Origin of the sequence: Achromobacter sp. UBA5777, from assembly GCF_002418565.1 — a bacterium.
Classification (GTDB): Bacteria; Pseudomonadota; Gammaproteobacteria; order Burkholderiales; family Burkholderiaceae_B; genus Achromobacter; species Achromobacter animicus.
Genome location: NZ_DIEJ01000321.1, coordinates 13,765 through 33,159, shown reverse-complemented (window position 1 = coordinate 33,159; position 19,395 = coordinate 13,765). Strand labels below are relative to the sequence as shown.

General features: G+C 65.0%; 19 protein-coding genes and 1 pseudogene. 10 read left to right on the top strand and 10 right to left on the bottom strand.

Annotation, left to right across the window (positions count from 1 at the left end; genetic code table 11):
- Nucleotides 1-246: 246 nt before the first annotated feature.
- Nucleotides 247-1,179 (bottom strand): aromatic alcohol reductase, encoded by a 933-nt coding sequence (locus B3446_RS28155; protein ID WP_291387452.1) that lies wholly within the window; start codon nucleotides 1,177-1,179, stop codon nucleotides 247-249.
- A gap of 173 nt (nucleotides 1,180-1,352) precedes the next feature.
- On the opposite strand from B3446_RS28155, the gene B3446_RS28150 reads away from it, so the two are divergent.
- On the top strand, nucleotides 1,353-2,252 hold the full coding sequence (locus B3446_RS28150; RefSeq protein ID WP_291387450.1) for a LysR family transcriptional regulator: 900 nt from the start codon (nucleotides 1,353-1,355) through the stop codon (nucleotides 2,250-2,252).
- Between the two features lie 6 nt (nucleotides 2,253-2,258).
- Here B3446_RS28150 and B3446_RS28145 read toward each other — a convergent pair whose 3' ends face one another.
- The gene (locus B3446_RS28145) at nucleotides 2,259-2,696 is read right to left on the bottom strand and encodes a helix-turn-helix transcriptional regulator (protein ID WP_291387448.1); all 438 of its coding nucleotides are present in this window, start codon (nucleotides 2,694-2,696) and stop codon (nucleotides 2,259-2,261) included.
- Between the two features lie 150 nt (nucleotides 2,697-2,846).
- Between B3446_RS28145 and B3446_RS28140 the strand changes: the two genes are divergently transcribed.
- From B3446_RS28140 to B3446_RS28130, 3 genes are all read left to right on the top strand, one after another.
- Complete coding sequence (locus B3446_RS28140) at nucleotides 2,847-3,398, top strand: OmpA/MotB family protein (protein WP_291387447.1); 552 nt, start codon at nucleotides 2,847-2,849, stop codon at nucleotides 3,396-3,398.
- Nucleotides 3,399-3,611: 213 nt separating this feature from the next.
- Nucleotides 3,612-4,595 carry a Bug family tripartite tricarboxylate transporter substrate binding protein gene (locus tag B3446_RS28135; RefSeq protein WP_291387445.1) on the top strand — a complete coding sequence of 328 codons (984 nt, stop codon included), beginning with the start codon at nucleotides 3,612-3,614 and terminating at the stop codon, nucleotides 4,593-4,595.
- A gap of 21 nt (nucleotides 4,596-4,616) precedes the next feature.
- Nucleotides 4,617-5,807 (top strand): M24 family metallopeptidase, encoded by a 1,191-nt coding sequence (locus B3446_RS28130; protein ID WP_291387443.1) that lies wholly within the window; start codon nucleotides 4,617-4,619, stop codon nucleotides 5,805-5,807.
- On the opposite strand, the gene B3446_RS28125 is transcribed toward B3446_RS28130, so the two are convergent.
- On the bottom strand, nucleotides 5,800-6,765 hold the full coding sequence (locus B3446_RS28125) for a LysR substrate-binding domain-containing protein (RefSeq protein WP_291387441.1): 966 nt from the start codon (nucleotides 6,763-6,765) through the stop codon (nucleotides 5,800-5,802). The two genes, B3446_RS28130 and B3446_RS28125, sit on opposite strands and share 8 nt — an antisense overlap.
- 94 nt (nucleotides 6,766-6,859) lie before the next feature.
- On the opposite strand from B3446_RS28125, the gene B3446_RS28120 reads away from it, so the two are divergent.
- Both B3446_RS28120 and B3446_RS28115 read left to right on the top strand, forming a co-directional pair.
- The gene (locus B3446_RS28120) at nucleotides 6,860-7,378 is read left to right on the top strand and encodes a GAF domain-containing protein (protein WP_291387439.1); all 519 of its coding nucleotides are present in this window, start codon (nucleotides 6,860-6,862) and stop codon (nucleotides 7,376-7,378) included.
- Nucleotides 7,379-7,391: 13 nt separating this feature from the next.
- A complete protein-coding gene (locus B3446_RS28115) occupies nucleotides 7,392-8,360 on the top strand; it encodes a Bug family tripartite tricarboxylate transporter substrate binding protein (protein ID WP_191577391.1) in 969 nt (322 codons plus the stop codon).
- A 60-nt stretch (nucleotides 8,361-8,420) separates the two neighbouring features.
- On the opposite strand, the gene B3446_RS28110 is transcribed toward B3446_RS28115, so the two are convergent.
- From B3446_RS28110 to B3446_RS28095, 4 genes are read right to left on the bottom strand one after another with little or no spacing between them, the layout of a single operon-like run.
- Entirely contained in the window at nucleotides 8,421-9,038 is a 618-nt protein-coding gene (locus tag B3446_RS28110) for an HD domain-containing protein (protein WP_291387437.1), read from the bottom strand.
- A 35-nt stretch (nucleotides 9,039-9,073) separates the two neighbouring features.
- Nucleotides 9,074-9,550, bottom strand: coding sequence for a DUF1801 domain-containing protein (locus B3446_RS28105; protein ID WP_291387435.1), 477 nt, complete (start codon nucleotides 9,548-9,550; stop codon nucleotides 9,074-9,076).
- The gene (locus B3446_RS28100) at nucleotides 9,547-11,295 is read right to left on the bottom strand and encodes a SulP family inorganic anion transporter (RefSeq protein ID WP_291387433.1); all 1,749 of its coding nucleotides are present in this window, start codon (nucleotides 11,293-11,295) and stop codon (nucleotides 9,547-9,549) included. Before B3446_RS28100 ends, B3446_RS28105 begins: the two co-directional genes overlap by 4 nt.
- 51 nt (nucleotides 11,296-11,346) lie before the next feature.
- Nucleotides 11,347-11,733 carry a MerR family transcriptional regulator gene (locus tag B3446_RS28095; protein ID WP_291387431.1) on the bottom strand — a complete coding sequence of 129 codons (387 nt, stop codon included), beginning with the start codon at nucleotides 11,731-11,733 and terminating at the stop codon, nucleotides 11,347-11,349.
- Nucleotides 11,734-11,823: 90 nt separating this feature from the next.
- On the opposite strand from B3446_RS28095, the gene B3446_RS28090 reads away from it, so the two are divergent.
- The 4 genes from B3446_RS28090 (at nucleotide 11,824) to B3446_RS28075 (ending at nucleotide 16,274) form a co-directional block, all read left to right on the top strand.
- Entirely contained in the window at nucleotides 11,824-12,723 is a 900-nt protein-coding gene (locus B3446_RS28090) for an alpha/beta fold hydrolase (protein ID WP_291387454.1), read from the top strand.
- Between the two features lie 119 nt (nucleotides 12,724-12,842).
- A complete protein-coding gene (locus B3446_RS28085) occupies nucleotides 12,843-13,769 on the top strand; it encodes a helix-turn-helix domain-containing protein (protein WP_291387429.1) in 927 nt (308 codons plus the stop codon).
- A gap of 166 nt (nucleotides 13,770-13,935) precedes the next feature.
- Nucleotides 13,936-15,045, top strand: coding sequence for a cyclic nucleotide-binding domain-containing protein (locus B3446_RS28080; protein WP_291387427.1), 1,110 nt, complete (start codon nucleotides 13,936-13,938; stop codon nucleotides 15,043-15,045).
- Nucleotides 15,046-15,263: 218 nt separating this feature from the next.
- On the top strand, nucleotides 15,264-16,274 hold the full coding sequence (locus B3446_RS28075; protein WP_291387425.1) for a Bug family tripartite tricarboxylate transporter substrate binding protein: 1,011 nt from the start codon (nucleotides 15,264-15,266) through the stop codon (nucleotides 16,272-16,274).
- Nucleotides 16,275-16,444: 170 nt separating this feature from the next.
- On the opposite strand, the gene B3446_RS28070 is transcribed toward B3446_RS28075, so the two are convergent.
- From B3446_RS28070 to B3446_RS28060, 3 genes and pseudogenes are all read right to left on the bottom strand, one after another.
- A complete protein-coding gene (locus B3446_RS28070) occupies nucleotides 16,445-18,352 on the bottom strand; it encodes an amidohydrolase (protein ID WP_291387423.1) in 1,908 nt (635 codons plus the stop codon).
- A pseudogene (locus B3446_RS28065) lies at nucleotides 18,345-18,645 on the bottom strand (XapX domain-containing protein). Before B3446_RS28065 ends, B3446_RS28070 begins: the two are co-directional and overlap by 8 nt.
- 13 nt (nucleotides 18,646-18,658) lie before the next feature.
- Nucleotides 18,659-19,312 (bottom strand): hydrolase, encoded by a 654-nt coding sequence (locus B3446_RS28060; RefSeq protein ID WP_291387421.1) that lies wholly within the window; start codon nucleotides 19,310-19,312, stop codon nucleotides 18,659-18,661.
- Nucleotides 19,313-19,395: the final 83 nt, after the last annotated feature.

The following is a 19,395-nucleotide window of genomic DNA, read 5'->3' as shown; positions in this document are numbered from 1 at the left end:
ACCGGCCGCGGCCAGGGCGCTGGCGCTGCCGGCCAACAGGCGGCGCCGTGCGGGGTTGCGTGGGGTTGTCTCCATGGCTTGCCTCTCTGGTTGCCGCGTCCCGTAGCGCGAGCGCGGTGTTGTGCTTATGGCGGCCCAGCGCTTGCGGCCTTCCGCATCATCGGCAATGCCCCTCTTTATGTCAACGGGTTCTAAAGAACTATAGGTTTACGGTCATTTCAGATATAAGCGTTTCGGATATTGGGTTCAGGACTGCGCGGATCGGATGTCGTCCCGGTGCTCACGCAGCCATTGTTCGACGCTGCAAACCGCAATGCCGCGCTCGGCATTGAAGGTTCGCGCCTTGTCCCACGCCACGCCACGGCCCTGCCCGAACACCGCGCGATACTTGCGCATCGCATCGTCGGGCGCTGCCGCCAGTGCGCGCAACAGCTCCGGCACCGGCCATTCGCGCCGCGTCACCTTGCGGTCCAGCAAGCGGTCCAAGGCATCCGCGACCGCCCGGTACGTGACGGTATCGCCCGCCACATGCACGACCTCGTTGGCGATGCGAGGCTGTGTGCAAAGGATCTCGGCGGTCAGCGCGCCGATGTCTTCGGCCGTGGTCAGCGTGACCGCATTGTCCAGGCTGCCCAACGCGTTCACCGTGTTGCCGGCCAGATCCACCACGCCGAATGCGGGTTCGAATAGAAAGCTCGTGAACATGCCCGTCGAAACGATGATCCATTCGGTGTTGCGCTGTGCGCGCAGCATATCTCGCACATCGAGCTGCTCATCGAAGAGGTCCTGCGGGCTGCCACGGCCGATGACGTCGTAGTCCACGCCAAACTGCCACGGCACAAAGCGCTTGACGCTCGCATCCAGCGCAGCACGGGCGATCTTGCGTTGTACGCCGGGCCCGCCGACGAAGCCCGTGCACGACAGGACCGTATCGTAGCGGCGGAAGGTGGCTGCGAGCTCCGCCGTGGCTTGCTGGGCAAGATCGCCCTCGATGATGCCGACGCCCAGCCCACGCAACTCGGCAAGATCGCGCTGTTTGGCGGGATCGTTGGAAGCGACGGTCGACGCGCGCAACAGGACCGACAACTGCCCTTTGGCGACGCGTGGCGCCAGGTTGCGCAGCACGGCCATGCCGAGCTGGCCCGCGCCCAAAACGAGGATGGCGTTGTGTTCAATCATGGGATGCCTCATGCAGAAAAAGTGGCTTGCAGTGTAGGAGCGGGCAGGGCGTCCATTGTTCGCCGTGACGGAATTCACAACGCGCCGCAGTGCGCGTTCGCGGCCGATACGCGTTGGTAATATCGGGACCTTTCCGCCGCATGCGGCGCACGTTCTATCGTCGGGATCGGCTCATGGACAAACTTCAAGCGATGGCGGCATTCGTCAGGGTCGTCGAGGCGCGCAGCTTCACCAAGGCTGCGCAATCGCTGGCGCTGCCTCGGTCGTCGGTCACGACGATGATCAAGAACCTGGAAACCCACCTGGGCACGCCGCTCCTGCATCGCAGCACGCGCAGCCTCAGCCTGACCGATGCCGGTGCGCGCTACCTACAGGCGTGCCAGGCCATCCTGGCCAATATTGCGGACGCCGAGAATGACGTTACCGCCGCGATCCAGGCGCCCCGAGGCCGCGTGCGCGTCGACATGCCCGGCGTGGTTGGCCGCGCGATCGTGGTGCCGAGGCTGGTCGAGTTCGAGGCGCGTTATCCCGACGTCGAGGTCGTGCTGGGCCTGAGCGATCGCCCGGCCGACCTGATCTATGAAGGTATCGACTGCGCCATCCGCAGCGGCGAGCTCGCCGATTCCACGCTCGTGGCGCGCAGCCTTGGTCACTTGGCGTGGGTGACCTGCGCGTCGCCCCAATACCTGGGCCGCTTCGGCGAGCCGAAATCAATAGAAGCGTTGCCCGCGCATCGGGTGGTCAACTATCTGTCCAACGCCACCGGCCGGCCGCTGGACTGGCGGTTCCGAGTCGACGGTGAAAACGTGTCGATGGCGTTGCCAAGCCGCTATTCGGTCAACGAGACCGAGGCCTATCTGCATTGTGGCCTGGCGGGTCTGGGCCTGATTCAACTGTCGGCGCTGGCGGCGTCTCCGTATCTGCGCAGCGGCCGCCTGCGCGAGGTCTTGGCGGATGCGCGGTGCGAGCCGGTGCAGCTTTCCATTGTCTACCCCCAGGCGCGTGTGACCGCGGCGGTGAAGGCGTTCGTGCAGTGGGTGCTGGAGATCAGCCGGCCCGTATTGGCCGAGTGATGATCGTCACGGGGTGACACTACCCGCCAACGCGTCCTGCCGGTATTCGTGCGGCGCCACGCCGCTCGCTTTCCTGAACGCCCGGGAAAAATTAGCCGGTGTGGAATAACCAGAATCCATGGCGATCTGCGTGATGGAAACGGTGCTTTCGCGTAGCAGGTCTTGAGCACGATGCAGGCGCGCGGTATTGGACAACTCACGAAAGCTGACGCCGCCGTCGCGGCGCAGTACGCGTTGCAGGGTGCGCACGCTAGTGCCCATCGCCTTGGCCGTGCTGTCGATAGAGACGGGGCCGGCTTGCATCTGGATGCGGATGTGCCAGATGACGGTGGCCAGATAATCGCAGTCCGCGCTTGCGGCTGAGTTTGCCGCAGGCCCCTGCACACCGGCAACCGTGCCCGGCGGGACCGGGGTTGGCGTCATATGAGTAGTGGCGTCATTCACTTGTGCTTATTCTTCGCGTGTAGTTGCGAGAATCTGCTAGCGCGCTTCCTGCCTGGCAGAAATCGGAGTGATGTGCCTTCGGATATTACCTAAGCCAACAAGAGGCGAGGCCTCTTTTTATTTGGCTTACAAACCTGACGGAGAATCGCAATGAGACTACACAAAACCCTCCTGGCGCTGTGCGTCGTGTTGGCGGTTTCGGGTTGCGTGACCAAGCAGACCTACGACAAAGAGGCGCAACTGGCAGCCGAGTATTCCGCCCTCAATAAGCAGCTTTCGGCCGACCTACGCGGCGACCAAGTGCAGATTACGCAATTGCAGAACGAGCTGAAGGTCACCATGGTGAATGAGATTCTCTTTCCCGAAGGCGGGTGGAGCCTCAGTTCCAACGGCGAGAGGACGCTGGCCAAGATCGCGCCCACGCTTTCCAATCTGCAAGGCAAGCAGATCGTCGTCGAAGGGTTCACCGACAACGAGCCCATCGGGCCGGCGCTGAAAAGGCAGTTTCCCTCCAATCTCGAGCTGTCATCGGCGCGGGCGGACAACGTGGCGCGTTATCTGATCGCCAAGGGCGTATCGCCAAATTCGGTGTCCGCGGAGGGGTTCGGCGAGGCGCGGCCGGTGGCCAGCAACTCGACCCCGGAAGGGCGGGCCAGGAACCGGCGCGTGGAGATCGTGATCACGGCGGCGGGCAGGCCCTAGCCAGGCGCCCCGGCCGCATGGCCGGACTTCATGGCGGAAAGCGTTTGCGCACGCTGACGGATGCTTTCCGCCCGGAGCCCCCATGCAATAACGCTTATGGAACCCTCAGGTTTATTCATTGGGCGCTAATGCCCGATCTCCCCATAATCCGACTGGCTTTACGCCACGCCGTCGCCTGACGGCATATTCAATGGATCAAGGGGAAACATAAACATGCAGGGAAGTTTTCTGGCGCGCGTCTGCCGGGTGGCAGGGGTTGCGTGCGCGTTGCTTGCAAGCATGGCGGCGGTTGCCGCGGATTATCCGGCGCGGCCGATCAAGCTGGTGGTGCCGCAGGCGGCGGGGGGCGGGACGGATGTCATTGGGCGATTATGGGCCGACTATCTGTCGCGCCAATTGAAGATGCCCGTGGTCGTGGAGAATCGTCCCGGCGCCAATGGCATCCTGGCGTCGAGTTACGTTGCCAAGCAACCTGCGGACGGATACACGGTGCTGGTCAGCGGGATTTCCTATCTGGCCTTCAACCCGCACATGTACAAGGATTTGCCCTACGAGCCTGCCCGGGATTTCGATGGCATCAGTCTGCTAGTCAACACGCCGTTCCTGCTGGTCGCCGGCACGCAGACGGACATACGGTCGCTGGACGAACTGGTCCAGCAGGCCAAGGCGAACCCCGGCGCGTTGAACTTTGCCTCGGCGGGCAAGGGCAACTCCACGCATCTGGTCGTGGAGATGCTTGCCAAGCGCCTGGGGATGGCGCTCACGCACGTACCGTACAACGGCGCGGCCGCGGGGCTGACGAGCGTCATGGCGAACCAGACGCAGCTGATGGCTGACGTCCTGAACACCGGTGCGGTGCAGGCCAAGGCCGGCAAGGTCGTTCCGCTGGCCGTCGTGGGCGCCAAGCGCGCCGCCAGCGTGCCGGACGTGCCGACGCTGGGCGAACTTGGCCTGGCGGACTTTCCGCTGCCCGGCTGGTATGCCCTGGTCGCACCCAAGGGCACGCCAGCCCCCGCCATTGATCGCCTCAACGCCGAAACGCGACGTTTCTTCGACGATCCCGCTGTCAAGGCGCGTCTGCAGGAGTTGCAGTTGGAACCGCTGCCATCGGCGCCGGAAACGGTTGCCCAATGGACGCAGCGCGACAGCGCCACCTGGGGGCCGCTCATCCGCCAACTGGGCCTGAGCAACGACTGACCCTACTCTCAAGGAATCACCATGCCCAAACTTACCAATGCTGTCTGGCGCTATCGCCTGGACAAGATGAACGCGCTGATGGACGAGCTGGCCGTCGACGCCATCGTCTTCACGTCGGCCGACTTCTTCCAGTTTGCGACCAACTTCCACACGGACGTGCTGCCTTGGGAACGTCCCATCTTTGCGGTTGTGCCGCGTAACGGCGATCCCTTCCTCGTCATGAACGAGCTGTCCACGCACCACATGCGGTTTTCGCAGGAGCAGGGCAAGGTGTGGATCACCGACATCAGCTACTACGCCGAGCATCCGCGTGTGACGAACCGGCTGCCGTTGATCGGCCAGCTGCCCGAGCTGGTCGCCGCAAGACTGAAAGCCGCCGGACTGGCGCGCTCGCGGATTGCGGTGGAAGGCGGCAGCCCGGTGCTGGCGCACGTTGCCCGCATCCTGCCAGAGATCGCGTTGCGGCCGGCGACGCCGGAATGCCGGTCGCTGCGCTGGCAGAAGCACGAAGAGGAACTGGCCGTGATGGCGGCCGTGGCGTCAATTTCTGACTGGATCCAAGACCGCTACCGCGAGAACATCCGGCCGGGCCGCCTGGTGCAGGAACTGGACTTCGCAATGGCCTCGCTGTTTGTACAGGAGGCCGCCAACCGCTTTCCCGGCGAGCATTTCGAGGTGATCCGGTGCTGGACCCTGAGCGGACCGGCCTCTGCCTCGCCCCATGGCGATGGCGCGTCGTGCGGCGCACGCATCAAGGAAGGGGACGTGCTGGTCAACATCGTCATTCCCCGGCTCAATGGCCTGACCATCGAGAACGAGCGAACCTGGTTCTGCGGGACGCCGTCGGCGGAGCAGGTCCGGTTGTGGTCGGCAGCGAAGGCGGCGAACGAAGCTGCCATTGACGCTGCGCGCACCGGCAATGCCGTGTGCATGATCGACGCGGCGGCGCAGGCCGAGATCGAGAAAGCCGGGTTCGCTGATTTCGTCCGGCATCGGACCGGACACGCGGTGGGCATCATTCATCACGAGTACCCCGAAGACATGGCATTCTGCCAGCGGCCGTTGTTGCCCAATGAGGTGTACTCGGCCGAGCCGGGCATCTACGCCTACGGCATCGGCGGGTTCCGGCTGGATGACACGGTGGTCGTGGGCGACACGCCGCGCGTGCTGACCAATACGCCCAAGACCCTGGAATACGCGACGGTCAGGTAGCGGCGGGGCCCGCACCGGCGATGTTCAGGAGGCTCCGGGCTTCGTCACGCAGCGTCTCCCGCAAGGCGGGCAGGACGATGCTGGGCGAGTCCGCTGCCCACAACATCCCGATGGGTCCGAATTCCAGGCGCGATGGCATGCGCAGTATGCGGATGAGGTTGAGCTGTTCATACATGTGCGCGACCGAACTGGCCAGTGTGGCGATGTAGTCGCGATCCTGGAGCATCGACAGCAACGCCACCACCGAACTGGTTTCAACGGCCGGTCTGGGCGGCGGCACGCCGGCATCGGCAACCGCCTGGTCCAAGCGCACGCGCGACAGCGTACCGGGCGGCGGCAGGACCCAGGGATAGCCGGCGGTGTCTTCCCATTTGGGCGCCGCCAGTCGCGCAAGCGGATGCCCGCGTCGGGCGACGACGCTGAACGAGTCGGTCATCAGCCATTCGGTGCACAGTCCTGATCGGCTGGCGCGCACGTCCAGGGGGCCGATGATGAGATCGACTTCGCGGCGTTCGACGCGCTCCATCAAGGGTTCCAGCAGGCCCTCGACCAGCTCGATCTGTACGTTCGGCGCGCGCTGATGCAGCGCAGCGATGGCGCGCGGCAGCAGGACAGGTGCCGCCGAAAGAATCGTTCCGATATGCAGGTGGCCCGCCACGCCGCTCTTGACCGCTTCGATCTCCTCGCCGGTGCGGGCGGTGTCACCCAGCACGCGGCAGGCGTAGCGCCATAGCGCGCGTCCGGCCTCGGTCAACTCCAGGGTGCGGCCTCGCAGGAAAAGCGGTGTGCCGACCAGATCCTCCATGTCGCTCAACCAGTGCGACAGCGCTGGCTGCGTCATATGCATGGCCTTGGCGGCGGCGGTGACGGTGCCGGCGCTTTCGAGGGCGGCAAGAACCTGCAGATGGCGCAGCTTGAGCCGGCGGGTCCAGGAAAGGTCGGTTGGGGCGGTATCCATGCGGAAATGGTAATGGATATCTCAGGTTTATTCATTGGCGGGATATGGGGGGAACACCCCAGAATGTCTGTCCACCATTCAACGGATTCAAGCGGTGATTCGTTCAAGTGATTCGATTTCCCAGGCGCTGGCGCTGGACGGCGTGGCCACGGCGTTGACGCAGGACGCGCAGCCGGAAAGCGGCCTGAACGCACTGGCCGCGGCGCTGTCGGCGCGCATCGGCTACCGGCTTTTCACAGTGCTGGTCCTGGACCGGCAGGCGGGCTTGAGCCGCCGGTTCTATTCGAGCCAACCCGATGCCTACCCGACCGATGGGGCCAAGCCCATTCGCACGGACAGCGACTTCTATACCCAGGTCGTGGAGCAGGGCCGGCCCAGGATCTGCGCTGATCGCGGCGCCTGCCAGGCGGCGTTTCCCGACCATGAGCGCATCTTTGCCCTGGATTGCGAAAGCGCGGTCAACGTGCCCGTGCGATGGGACGGCCAGACCATCGCCTCGTTGAACCTGCTGCATCACGCCGGATGGTACCGGGAAGCGATGTTTTCCGAGCTTGGCTGGTACGCGGCGCTGGCCATTCCCGTCATACAAAAGATCATTCATACAGCCCGATAAACAGGGGAAAACCATGAAACGCTCAAGCGTCGCGTTTGCTGCATTGTTGTTGTCGTTGGGAATGACGGCTGCCCAGGCGGCGGATGCATATCCGTCCAAGCCGATCACGATCGTCTATCCGTATGCGCCGGGTTCGGCGTCGGACACCATGACGCGCCTGTTGGGCGACGCCATGTCCAAGAAACTGGGCCAGCCGGTCATTGTGGACAGCAAGCCGGGCGCCGGCGGCTCCATCGCGACCGAGCATGTCGTGCGGGCCGCGCCCGACGGCTATACGCTGCTGCTCAGCGCAAGCGGCACCATTGCGGTCAATCCGCACATCTACAAGCTGCGCTACAACCCGGTCGAGGACTTGGCGCAGATCTCCATCGCGGTGGAAGTGCCGTTCGTGTTTGTCGTCGGTAAGGACTTTCCGGCGCAGGATTACGCAGCGTTCAAGACGCTCAGCGCGCAAAAGCCGGGCGGCCTGACGTCTGCCAACGCCGGCCTGGGCACGCAGGCCCACCTGACGCAGGCGGCTTTCGCGCGCCTGGCCGATGTCAACCTCAGCATCATCGGCTACAAAGGCGCGGCGCCGGCGGTCAACGACATCCTGGGCGGGCATGTGGACTCGATGATGGACAACGCGGCTTCTCAGATTCCGTACGTCACGTCGGGCAAGACGACCGCGCTGTTCGTCACCAGCGACTACCGTTTCGACGGCTATCCCAAGGTGCCCACGGCCAAGGAGCTGGGCATCACGGGCCTGGTGCCCGCCGGATGGTTCGGGCTAGCTGCGCCCAAAGGCACGCCGCAAGCCGCCATCGACACGGTGCAAAAGGCCCTGGCGACCACGCTTCAGGACCCCGAGGTCCAGCGCAAGCTCAAGGAACTGGGTTGGGTCATCGTGGGCAACACGCCAGCGCAGGCGTTGGAACGTGCCCGCGCCGACTACGCTCGGCTGGGACAGGTCGTTCGGGACATCGACTTGAAGCCGAACTGACGCGGCTGTTCGGGTGATGCAAGGCCGCCGCGTCGCGATCGCGTGACGCGTTGATTGCCGTCAGCGGGAGCCGCGGCCGCCCGGTTCCTGCGCTGCAAAGTGCCGCGTCACCCATTCCTCGCACAGCGCCCACAGTTGCGGTGCGCCGCGCTGGATGGCCGGGCCGTATCGCGCAAAGACCTGTTCCAACGACACGCCGCTCTCGGTCCACGTCCCGCCTTCCGTGAAGACGTTGATCAGCAAGGGCTGAAACCTGTCCAGCGCCTTGGCGAATCTGGCGTCGTCGGTCTCGGCACGTTCGAACTCGTGCCACAGCGCCAGGAAGACCTCGCCCTGCGGCGCAGGCAGCAGGCCGAACAGCCGCGCCGCGGCTTCGGATTCCCTGACGGCCTGAATGTCGTGGCCGGTTGTGCCGTGAATGGGAACGTCCCCGACGTCGATCTCGACAATGTCGTGCAACAGCAGCATCTGCATGACGCGCGTCGTGTCCACGGCGCCGCTGGCGTATTCGCTCAGAACAAGCGCGTACATGGCGAGGTGCCAGGAGTGCTCGGCGGAGTTTTCCTTGCGGCTTTTGTCCAGCAACGGGGACTGGCGCACGACTGTCTTCAGCCGATCGATCTCGCGCAGAAATGCGAGCTGCTGTTGCAGTCTGCCGGGTTGCTCGGGGATCAACATCTTCTTGGTTCCTTCTGGACGCGGCGCGGCGCCGTTCACAACTTCTCGCCCGGCAAGCCGCTGGCTTGCCGGACCCAGTCCGAAAACTGCGCTTCGTCGAATTCACCTTCGTGGATGTCCAGATAGCGCACCTGCGGATATTTCGATTTGCCGGCGGGGGCGGGCTGCAGCGATGCCCCCTGAAAAAACGTCACCTTGATGTATTTGGTGAAGCAGTGAAGGCTCAGGAACCAGCCTTCGCCTGGACGCCCGTAGAAAGGCGAATTCCATTTGACCGCCTTGGCGACGCCCGGGACCGCCTCTTCGACCAACGCGTCGATGCGTGTGCCGATGGGCGATTTCCAGCCGGGCATGGCGGCAATGTAGGCCTGCACGGGCTCGTCGCCATCACCCTTCGGTATCTGTGGGTTGCCGCCGGAGAGCAGAACGACCTCGCCGGGCGCGGCCCGCGTCGCGGCCTTGCGGGGCTTGACGGTCTTTCGCGGCGTTTCGGAATTGGCGTCTTGCGTCATGGGTGGCGCTCCATGTGGTCTGGAAAGGGGGCTTCCCGCCCCAGGTAATCGTCCACCGCGCTGCCGACGGTCGGATGAAAATGGTCGTCGCTGAACAGACGGGACAGCTCAAAGCGTTTGAGCTTGTCCCGCACGGGGTCCTTCATCTCCGCGAAGTGCAACGCGATACCTTCGCGCGACAGCGTTTCGCACAGTTCGCGCAGCATGTCCGCGGACGTGACGTCGACGCTCGTGACGGGTTCGGCAGCCACGACCACGCGCCGCACGGGCGAGGGCGACGCCTCCACGGCTTCCAGCAGGCGCTGCTGGAAGAGTTCGGCGTTGGCGAAGAAGAGCGGCGCATCCCAACGGAACAGCACCAGTCCGTCGATCAGCGCCGCATTCGGGTAGCGCTTCAGGTCGTGATAACCGCGGAGGTTGGGCACACGGCCGAGCACTGCGAAATGCGGCCGCCAGCCGTCCCACAGAAACTCAATGATGGCGATGACCACCGCCAGACAGATGCCGGGAATCGCGCCAAACACCGCGACTGCGGCAAAGCACAGCATGGAAAGCCAGAATTCCCATTGCTGAATGCGATAGATGCGCCGCAGGTCCTTGAATTCGAAAAGGCCGATTGCGGCGGCGATCACGACGGCGGCCAGCGCGCTGTTGGGTAGATGGCGCAGCAGGTTCGGCGCGGCGATCAGCAGCGCGGCCACGGCCAATGCGCCGACAACGCCGGTGAGCTGCGTGCGCGAGCCGGCCGCTTCGGCTACGGGTGTGCGGGACGCGCTGCTGCTGATCGGAAAGCCTTGAAAAAAGCCCGCCGCCAGGTTCGCCACGCCCAGACCCACCATTTCCTGATTCGGATCCACCCGGGTGTGGGTGCGTGCGGCATAGGTGCGCGAAAGTACGCTGGTGTCAGCGAAGGCGATCAGCGCCACGGCGCAGCCGCCCAGCACGATCTTGACCAGATCGGCGTTGCTGAGCCAAGGCCAGGCAAGGCTGGGCAACCCTTGCGGAATCTCGCCCAGCACCTTCACACCTTGCGCGTCCAGGCCGAACAGCTTGACCGCCAGTGTGGCAAGAATCACGGCAATCAGGATGCCCGGTACGCGATCAAAGCGCTTGAGCAGCAGGATCACGGCCAGGCTTGCGGCGCCGACCGCGAAGCTTGGCCAATGGGTCTGGCCATCGGCAACGGCTAGTGCCAGTTGCTGCATTTCCTGCAGGGGGCCTGCGTCGTCGATGGAGATGTCGAACAGCTTGGGCAACTGGCTGACCAGCACGGTCAGCGCGATGCCGTTCATGTAGCCGTAGCGGATGGGCTTGGACAGCAGTTCGGTGATGAAGCCCAGCCGCATCAGGCCCAGCACGATGCAGAACAGCCCCGAGACGACGGCCATCATGCTGGCCGCGGCGATGGCCCGCATCGGGTCGCCGTTCGAGACGCTGAGCACCACGGCCAGGATCGGCGCGGCCAATGCGGAATCGGGCCCCAGCACCAGGATGCGGCTCGGGCCGAACAGCGCGTAGGCCAGCATGGGGACGATGGTGGCGTACAGACCGTAGACGCCCGGAACGCCAGAGGCTTCGGCATAGGCGATGCCGACTGGCACGAGCATGGTCGTGAGCACCAGGCCAGCCGCGATGTCCTTGGGCAGCCAACCGGCCTGATAGGACTTCAGCAATGCCAGGCCGGGCAGCCAGCGCAACCAGTTCGGCGCAAGCTTGGCGGGGGAGCGGGGCGTCAAGGTGGACATGGAATCCCGGTACGAACGCGTGCGCTACGGGTTAGGGGACTTCTCCGCGCATCATTGCGGGGAAGGGTTGCCGGTATCTTCCAACATCTCTCGCAGGCGAGCGCGGCGGCGTTCGAGGTCGGCGATCTGGCGCTCCACGGACGCCAACCGCTGGCGCTGCACCTCGGACGTCTCCGGGCACGCCGCTGCGCCTTCGATCAGCCGCATGCAATCGGGAAATCCGCGGATTTCCGCCAACGTGAAGCCGGAAGCAATCAGGCGCTGGATCTGCCGGACCTGAGTGATAGCGGCTGCGGGAAATGTGCGATAGCCATTGTCCGCCCGTGCCGACGCAAGAAGACCGTGGTCATCATAGTGACGCAGGGAACGCAGGCTAGCGCCGGTTCTGCGGGCGAGCTCGCCGATCGACATGGGTGGTTGAGGCGCGGGCGTTTTCATGCGGGAAAGCGTAGCAGATTGGTGCTTGACCTTGACATAGGTGTGAGGGTTGAAACTGGCGCTCCCTCCACTCTTCCGGATGCATCATCCATGCAACGCAGAACTTTTTTTCGCCACGTGGCAGCAGCAGCCTTGTTCATGGCAGTCTCCGTGGCCGCCAACGCGCAATCCCGGCATTACACCGTCACGGCGCCCGATGGCGTGGCCCTCGCCGTTCAGGAGGCCGGCACTGCCGATGGCCCGCCGGTCGTTTTCGTACACGGGTTGCTGGGCAGCCACGTGAACTGGGAGGCCCAGCTTGCCAGCCCGGCGCTGCAGCGGTATCGGCTGATCACTTACGACCTGCGGGGCCACGGTCTATCGGGCAAACCGGTGGATGCGGCGGCGTACTCCGATGGCCGGCGCTGGGCGGACGATCTGGCGGCAGTGATCACGGCGACCGGCGCGCAAAATCCCGTCGTCGTCGGCTGGTCGCTGGGCGCCGCGGTGACGACCAACTACCTTGCCGCTTACGGCGACGCGCAGATTGCAGGCGCCGTCTATGTAGGGGGTGTGATCGAACTGGATCCCAAGCAGATCGCGCCGCATCCTGCCCTATACCGGGACATGGTGTCGCCGGATCTGAAGACCCACCTGGACGCGGAGCGTGAATTCATCGGCCTGTGCTTTGCGCAAGCGCCCGATGGCGTCACGTTCCAACGGCTCCTGGCCAACGCCGCCATGGCGTCCTTCGACATGCAGGCCGCCGTGCAATCGATGACTGTCGAGGCGGCGCGCGGCCTCGGCTCGACGCGCAAGCCATTACTGCTGATCTACGGCGCGAAGGACGAACTGGTACAGCCGGCGCCGTCAATCGACCGGGCGAGGGCGCTGAACCCGCAGGTGCGCAGCAAGATCTATGCGGCATCCGGGCACGCGCCGTTCATGGAGGAGGCGGACAGGTTCAACCGGGATCTGGCTGCGTTTGTTGACAGCGTCGTGACACGCTGACGGGATGGATGAAACGGGGGCTCGCAGCAGGTGCTTTTGCCAAATGTTGCTTGTTGCGAAGCAGCATCGCCTGCTATCTTCGACCCCGAAATGCGTTTGCCCCGATTTGGACAGCTTCAATGCCCGCCACCCAGCTTCTAATTCCCGAACCCACGCCCGCGCGGTCCACCGACACGCTGGGCTGCTCGGCCAGCAAGCTGGCCGTGAATCAGGAATTCCACGGAGGCGGACTTACGTTCTACCGCAAGCGCACCGAAACCGCGCAATTCGGCAGCGTCGAAACGCCCGCGTCGGATCGCGGGTTTCTGGTGGGCGTGGCGCTGCGGGGCGGCCATCGTCGCCGCATCATGCAGGGCAATCACGCGTCGACCCATGATTTCGACGCGGGTTCAATCTACATCCGCGACTTCACCGACGATTACCGGGCCGACCTGCAAGGCGGGTTCGATTTCATGTTGGTCGAAATGCCCCGCGCGTTCATCGAACGCATCAACGACGAGAAGGGCGGCCCGCGTGTCAGCAGCCTGCTGCCGCGCAATGGGTTGCCCGATCCGGTGCTGGGCCATCTGTCGCAGGTGCTGGCGGGCGTGGTGGCGAATCCCGCGCAGACGAGTGGACTCTTCGTGGATCATTTGAGTCTGGCCCTCGGCACCCATCTGCTGTCGGAATACGGGGCCGGGGCGACGAGCGGCTGGGCGGACTCGGGCGGGGGCCGCGTGCTGTCCCGCAAGCTGGAGGCGCGTGCCAAGGACATGCTGCTGGCGTCCCTGCGCGAGGACGCATCCGTTGCTGACATCGCCGAGGCCTGCAATCTGTCCCGCAGCTATTTCATCAAGGCGTTCCGTCAGACGGTCGGCACAACGCCGCACCGGTGGCTGCTGGAGCAGCGGGTGCAAAAGGCGCAGGAACTGCTGCGCGCACCGGGCCGGTCCATCACCGACATCGCGCTCTTGTGCGGCTTTGCCGACCAGGCGCATATGACGCGCGTGTTCACCAGTGTGGTGGGGGTGGCGCCGGGGGCGTGGCGCAGGGAACACGGGGCTTGAGATAGCGCTCCGCGGCTGCCAGCCCGCCTGGCGCGGCGTCGTTGCCGAGGACGCGAGCGTTGCTCTTTCGTGCAAAGCAGGACGCAAGTGGGCAAGACGTGCCTGCGCCATGGCGCTACCGTGATGGAAGGCCTTCCCTCTATTCCCGTTGTTCCGAAAGCGTTCCATGAGTGTTCTTGCCGCCGGCGACGCGCCGGCCAACCTGCCGCCCGATTTGGCCGCCTTGCATGCGCAGGCGTTTCCGATGCTGCCGCGCGCGCTGATCGAGCGCGCGGCCTCTTATGGCGAGGAGCTTTCGGCCGAGCCCGGCCGTGTGCTGCTCAACAGCGGTGATCGCGAAGCCGCGTTCTACATCCTGCTCCAGGGTTATGCCGAAGTCCTGGAAGCCGACGCTGGCGGCGCCATGCGCAGTCTGCTTGTCCATCGTGACGGCGAATTCACGGGCAGCCTGGACCTCTTCACCGACCGGCCGAATGCGGTCACGGTGCGCGCCAATACCCGCAGCCGCCTGCTACGGCTGAGCCGCGCGGCGCTTGAAACGCTGATTCTGGCGGAGCGGCCGCTGGCAGAAATCATCCTGCGCGCGTTCATGCTGCGCCGTATCGGGTATCTGCGGCGCCGGCCGTATGGGGGCGCCATTCTGCGCTCGGTGGCGGGAAGCGCGCAGGAAGATCCCGTCATGGACCTGGCCGTAATTGGTGGCGGGCCGGCTGGATTGGCGGCCGCCGCCTATGCCGCGTCCGAGGGGCTGCAGACATTGCTGGTGGGGGGCTCGCTCTCCTGTGGCGACGCGCCCGGGCTGGACGTGTTGAAGGGCTTCCCCGGCACGATCACCGGATTATGCGAAGGCCCGCTGCTGCGCCGCGCCGAGGACCAGAGCAAGCGCTTCGGCGCGCGGGTCCTGCCGCTTCGCACGGTCAGCCGCTTCGACGGCGGCTGTTATCCCTATCGGGTGTGGCTGGACGACGGCCGGCTGGTCGAGGCGCGCAGCCTTATTGTTGCCACCGGCATGCAGGGCGATGCGGAAACGGTGACCGATCACGCCAACACCGCCTGGCTGGACGGGTGGCTGGACACGGACGACCAGGGCTGCATCCATACGGGTCGTGCCGCCGCGGGGTCGATGCAGGCCAGGGATTACGAAAGCTCGCAGCCTGGTGTGTTTGCGGTGGGAGCGGCGCGTGCCGGGTCGGTGAAGCATGTGCTGGCGAGCATCGCCGAGGGCGCGGCCGCGGTGCGGGTGGTGCATCGGTTTTTGGATGCGTCGGCGCATTGAGGGCCCTGGGCGCTTGAAGGGAGCTTCCCCCTGAAGTCCGAGTAAACGATTGCCCACCGCGATCTGCTCTTGGTCCGCCGAGATTTCCTCATCCAAATGCCCTAAGACCCGCAAGGATTTTGTGGACAGACCATAAAGTTTTTTCTCTTTGCGCAGGCGAGAGTTTGCGAACATGCGTCTAAAGCTTTCCAGCCATAGGAACGCATCGGGAGACAACCATGATCTGTACGCATGCCGCGCGCAAGCGCGTCAACATCGTCGCTGCAGCCGTCATCGCAGCTGCCGCATTCGCCGTCCCCAGCCTTGCCTCCGCGCAGGCCGCCGACAGCTATCCCAGCAAACCCATCCGTCTGATCATCCCTTACCCGCCGGGAGGCGCAACCGACGTCATCGGGCGCATCGTGGGTCAGCGCTTGAGCGATGAGATCGGCGGCCAGGTTGTGATCGAGAACCGGGGCGGAGCTGGCGGAAACATCGGCGCTGCCGAGGTGGCGCGGGCGCAGCCCGACGGCTATACGCTCCTGATGGGCGCGCTGACTTCGCACTCGGTCATGGCGACCCTGGAGAAGGACACGATCCCATACGACCTGCGCAAGGACTTCGCGCCCGCCGGCGTGGTGGGCTTCGTGCCGCTGGTGGCGGTGGTCAATCCCAAGCTGCCGATCAAATCGCTGTCCGAACTGGTGGCGTATGCCAAGGCGAATCCGGGAAAGCTCAATTTCGCCTCGTCGGGCGCCGGGGCGCCGCAGCGCATGGCGATGGAGCTGTTCAAGCAGATCGCGGGTGTCAACATCGTGCATGTGGCCTATCGCGGTAGCGGGCCGGCCATGACCGATCTGGTCGGGGGACAGGTCGAGACGATGACCGAGACGGTTCCCGCTGCAATCTCGTTCATCAAATCAGGCCAGTTGCGTCCGTTGGCCGTGCTTACGCCGCAGCGCGTTTCGATGCTGCCGGATATTCCCACTGCCGAGGAGCAAGGGTTCAGCGGCTTCAACGTCAGTTCGCTCTTTGGCGTGATGGCGCCGGCGGGCACGCCGGCTCCTATCGTGGCCAAGATCAACAAGGCGCTGACCACGGCGCTGGCCAAGGACGATGCCAAGGCCCAACTGCTGCAGCAGGGCGTTTACGCTGACGCGCTGGATGTGGAAGCGTCGAAGGCCCGGCTGAACGCCGAGATCGAGCAGTGGGCAAAGGTCATTCGCGAGGGCGGCATCACCGTCAACTGACGGGAAGCAGCATGACGGGGGCGTCGGAGAAGACGCGGGGCGACCGTCTTGGCACGATGGCCGCCACCTTTTCCGGATCAGCCCGATTCCGCGGACCGGCACGCGGTTCAGTAGCGGACTGCACGGGGAGGGCGGCCGAGGAGGTCATGCCCCGGCCGCGCAATGCGTCCTCAGACGGCCCAGCAGGCGCAGCCCAGCGCACCCCAGAAACCCTTCAGGTCGGAAACGGGCAGCTTGCTGGCCCAGGCCCCGGCGTGCTGGTGGCCGTGGACGTTGCAGTCGTTGGCGCACGCGCAGGCAGCGGCCGCCTCGCGCAGCGTGGCCTGCAAAGGCTTGCCTTCGCTGTCGCCCCAGGCGCCGTAGCCGCCAAACAGGCGCGTGGGCGACCAGTCGGGCATGGCGGGCGGCGGCGCGGCCTCGTCGTGTTCCGCGAAGTCGCCTGCGCCCCAGACCACCTTGCCGCCCACGACGGTCAGCAGGCTGCTGGTGTCGGCGATGTCGGATTCGGGGCACGAGAAGAAGTCGCGATCGGGCACGATCAGGTCGGCAAGCTGGCCAATGGCGATGCGGCCCTTTTTGCCCTGCTCGTTCGAGAACCAGGTGACGTTCTCGGTCCACATGCGCAGGGCGGCATCGCGATCCAGGCAGTTGCGCTGCGGCGTCAGCCGCAGGCCGCCCACCGTCTTGCCCGTGATCAGCCACGACAGCGACACCCACGGGTTGTACGAGGCGACGCGGGTGGCATCGGTGCCGGCAGACACGTTGACGCCTTTCTCAAGCATGCGCTTGACGGGCGGCGTGGCCTCGGCGGCACCGGCGCCGTAGCGTTCGACAAAGTATTCGCCCTGATAGGCCATGCGGTGCTGCACGGCCACGCCGCCGCCCAGCGCGGCGATGCGGTCGATGGAGCGTTCCGAGATCGTCTCGGCGTGGTCGAAGAACCAGTTCAGCCCGGCCAGGGGGACGTCCTTGTTCACGCGCTCGAACACGTCGAGCGAGCGCGAGATGGTCTCGTCATAGGTGGCGTGCATGCGCCAGGGCCAGCGGTTCTGCGCCAGGATGCGCACGACTTCCTCGAGATCGCCTTCCATTTCGGGACCCATCTCGGGGCGCGGCTGGCGGAAATCTTCGAAGTCGGCCGCCGAAAACACCAGCATTTCGCCTGCGCCGTTGTGGCGGAAGTAGTCGGTGCCTTGCTTGTACTGCGAGGTGGCCGTCCAGTTCAGGAAATCTTCCTTTTCCTGCTTGGGCTTCTGGGTGAAAAGGTTGTAGGCCAGGCGGATCGTCAGTTGACCGGCGTCGGCCAGTTGTTGAATGACCTGGTAGTCCTCGGGGTAGTTCTGGTTGCCACCGCCCGCATCGATGGCGCCGGTGACGCCCAGGCGGTTCAGGTCGCGCATGAAGTGGCGCGTGGAATTGACCTGATATTCGAAGGGCAGCTTGGGCCCCTTGGCCAGCGTGGCGTACAGGATCGATGCGTTGGGCTTGGCAAGCAGCAGCCCGGTCGGGTTGCCGGCCGAATCCCGCACGATCTCGCCGCCGGGGGGCGCGGGCGTGTTCTTGTCGTAGCCGACCGCGCGCAGGGCGGCGGCGTTGAGCAGGGCGCGGTCGTACAGGTGCAGGATGAACACCGGCGTATCGGGCGCCACCGCGTTCAATTCCTCGATGGTGGGCAGGCGTTTTTCCGCGAACTGGTGTTCGGTGAAGCCGCCGACCACGCGCACCCATTGCGGGGCGGGCGTGATCGCGACCTGGCGGCGCAGCATGGCCATGGCGTCGGCCAGGCTGGTCACGCCGTCCCAGCGCAGTTCCATGTTGTAGTTCAGGCCGCCGCGGATGATGTGCAGGTGGTTGTCGATCAGGCCGGGCAGCACGCCGCGTCCGTTCAGCGCGATGACGCGGGTGGCCGGGCCGGCCAGGGGCAGGATGTCGCTGGCGGCGCCCACACGCGTGAAACGGCCGTCCTTGATGGCGACCGCATCGGCGATGGGGTTGGCGGGGTCCAGGGTCGTGAAACGGCCCTGATGCAGGATGAGGTCGGGGGCGCCTTGGCGCGCGGGATCCAGGGTGTCAGCCATTGCGCTTGTCTCCACATGCATCGGCGGGTTGTTGGGCGGTGTCGGCGGACGCCTTGGGGCAGCTGGGCAATTCGCCGAACATATGCGGTTTTACCTGTTCCTGGATGAAGGACGTGCGGGTGGGCTCGTCCGCCAGCAGGCGCTTGACCAGCGGGGGAATCTGTTCCCCAGCCAGGATGCCCAGCAGGCCAACCAGCGCAATCACCGGTGGCGCCGGGGATCGCACATTGAACAGGGGCGTAGATGATACCGACCAACAGGCCGAGACCCAAGGAAACGAGGTAGACCTTCATTGGCGCGCTCCTGTCAGCCTTCGTGGGCGTTGAACATGGACTTGGCGTAGATGATGCCCAGGCCGTAGGCGCCGCCGAATTTCCGGGCAATGCCGGTCGTCATGTCGTAGGTGTCGATGCGGGCCCAGTCGCGCTGCAATTCCAGCAGATACTGCAACGCGGTGATCGGCTGGCCGCCTGCCTGAACGATACGCTCAATGGCACGGTTATGGGCTTCGGCGGACACGTCGCCGCAGGCGTCGGTGATCACATAGACTTCAAAGCCCTGATCCAGCGCCGACAGGGCCGGGCCGACGATGCACACGCTGGTCCACAGCCCGGCCAGCACGATGCGCTTCTTGCCGATTTCATTGACCTGCTTGATGACGGAAGCGTCTTCCCAGGTGTTCATCGACGTGCGGTCCAGCAGCGGCCGGCCGGGGAACGGGGCGGTGACTTCCTCGAACATCGGGCCGGAGAAGCTCTTTTCGGCAACCGTCGTCAGGATCGTGGACACGCCGAACCCGGCGGCCGCATGGGCCACCAACGCGGCGTTGCTGCGCAGCGTGACGGCGTCGATGGAATGGGTGGCGAACGCCATCTGCGACTGGAAGTCGATCATGATCAGCGAGTGATCGTGCGGGGACAGCAGCTTGGCGCCGGGGGCGGGGGTCGCAATGACAGGCACGGGTGATTCCTTCGGTTGCCGGAGTGTGGGACCCCGGCAATGTGCCAGCCGCCCGGCGGGACGTATTGAACGATAGTCCGCCG

Excerpts from the sequence above, each read along its gene's own strand:
- B3446_RS28085 (WP_291387429.1), top strand. The coding sequence starts at position 12,843 with ATGCCCGCCACCCAGCTTCTAATTCCCGAACCCACGCCCGCGCGGTCC.
- B3446_RS28125 (WP_291387441.1), bottom strand. The coding sequence starts at position 6,765 with ATGGATACCGCCCCAACCGACCTTTCCTGGACCCGCCGGCTCAAGCTG.
- B3446_RS28140 (WP_291387447.1), top strand. The coding sequence starts at position 2,847 with ATGAGACTACACAAAACCCTCCTGGCGCTGTGCGTCGTGTTGGCGGTT.
- B3446_RS28070 (WP_291387423.1), bottom strand. The coding sequence starts at position 18,352 with ATGGCTGACACCCTGGATCCCGCGCGCCAAGGCGCCCCCGACCTCATC.
- B3446_RS28130 (WP_291387443.1), top strand. The coding sequence starts at position 4,617 with ATGCCCAAACTTACCAATGCTGTCTGGCGCTATCGCCTGGACAAGATG.
- B3446_RS28115 (WP_191577391.1), top strand. The coding sequence starts at position 7,392 with ATGAAACGCTCAAGCGTCGCGTTTGCTGCATTGTTGTTGTCGTTGGGA.
- B3446_RS28090 (WP_291387454.1), top strand. The coding sequence starts at position 11,824 with ATGCAACGCAGAACTTTTTTTCGCCACGTGGCAGCAGCAGCCTTGTTC.
- B3446_RS28155 (WP_291387452.1), bottom strand. The coding sequence starts at position 1,179 with ATGATTGAACACAACGCCATCCTCGTTTTGGGCGCGGGCCAGCTCGGC.
- B3446_RS28075 (WP_291387425.1), top strand. The coding sequence starts at position 15,264 with ATGATCTGTACGCATGCCGCGCGCAAGCGCGTCAACATCGTCGCTGCA.
- B3446_RS28110 (WP_291387437.1), bottom strand. The coding sequence starts at position 9,038 with ATGTTGATCCCCGAGCAACCCGGCAGACTGCAACAGCAGCTCGCATTT.
- B3446_RS28105 (WP_291387435.1), bottom strand. The coding sequence starts at position 9,550 with ATGACGCAAGACGCCAATTCCGAAACGCCGCGAAAGACCGTCAAGCCC.
- B3446_RS28080 (WP_291387427.1), top strand. The coding sequence starts at position 13,936 with ATGAGTGTTCTTGCCGCCGGCGACGCGCCGGCCAACCTGCCGCCCGAT.
- B3446_RS28135 (WP_291387445.1), top strand. The coding sequence starts at position 3,612 with ATGCAGGGAAGTTTTCTGGCGCGCGTCTGCCGGGTGGCAGGGGTTGCG.
- B3446_RS28150 (WP_291387450.1), top strand. The coding sequence starts at position 1,353 with ATGGACAAACTTCAAGCGATGGCGGCATTCGTCAGGGTCGTCGAGGCG.
- B3446_RS28100 (WP_291387433.1), bottom strand. The coding sequence starts at position 11,295 with ATGTCCACCTTGACGCCCCGCTCCCCCGCCAAGCTTGCGCCGAACTGG.
- B3446_RS28095 (WP_291387431.1), bottom strand. The coding sequence starts at position 11,733 with ATGAAAACGCCCGCGCCTCAACCACCCATGTCGATCGGCGAGCTCGCC.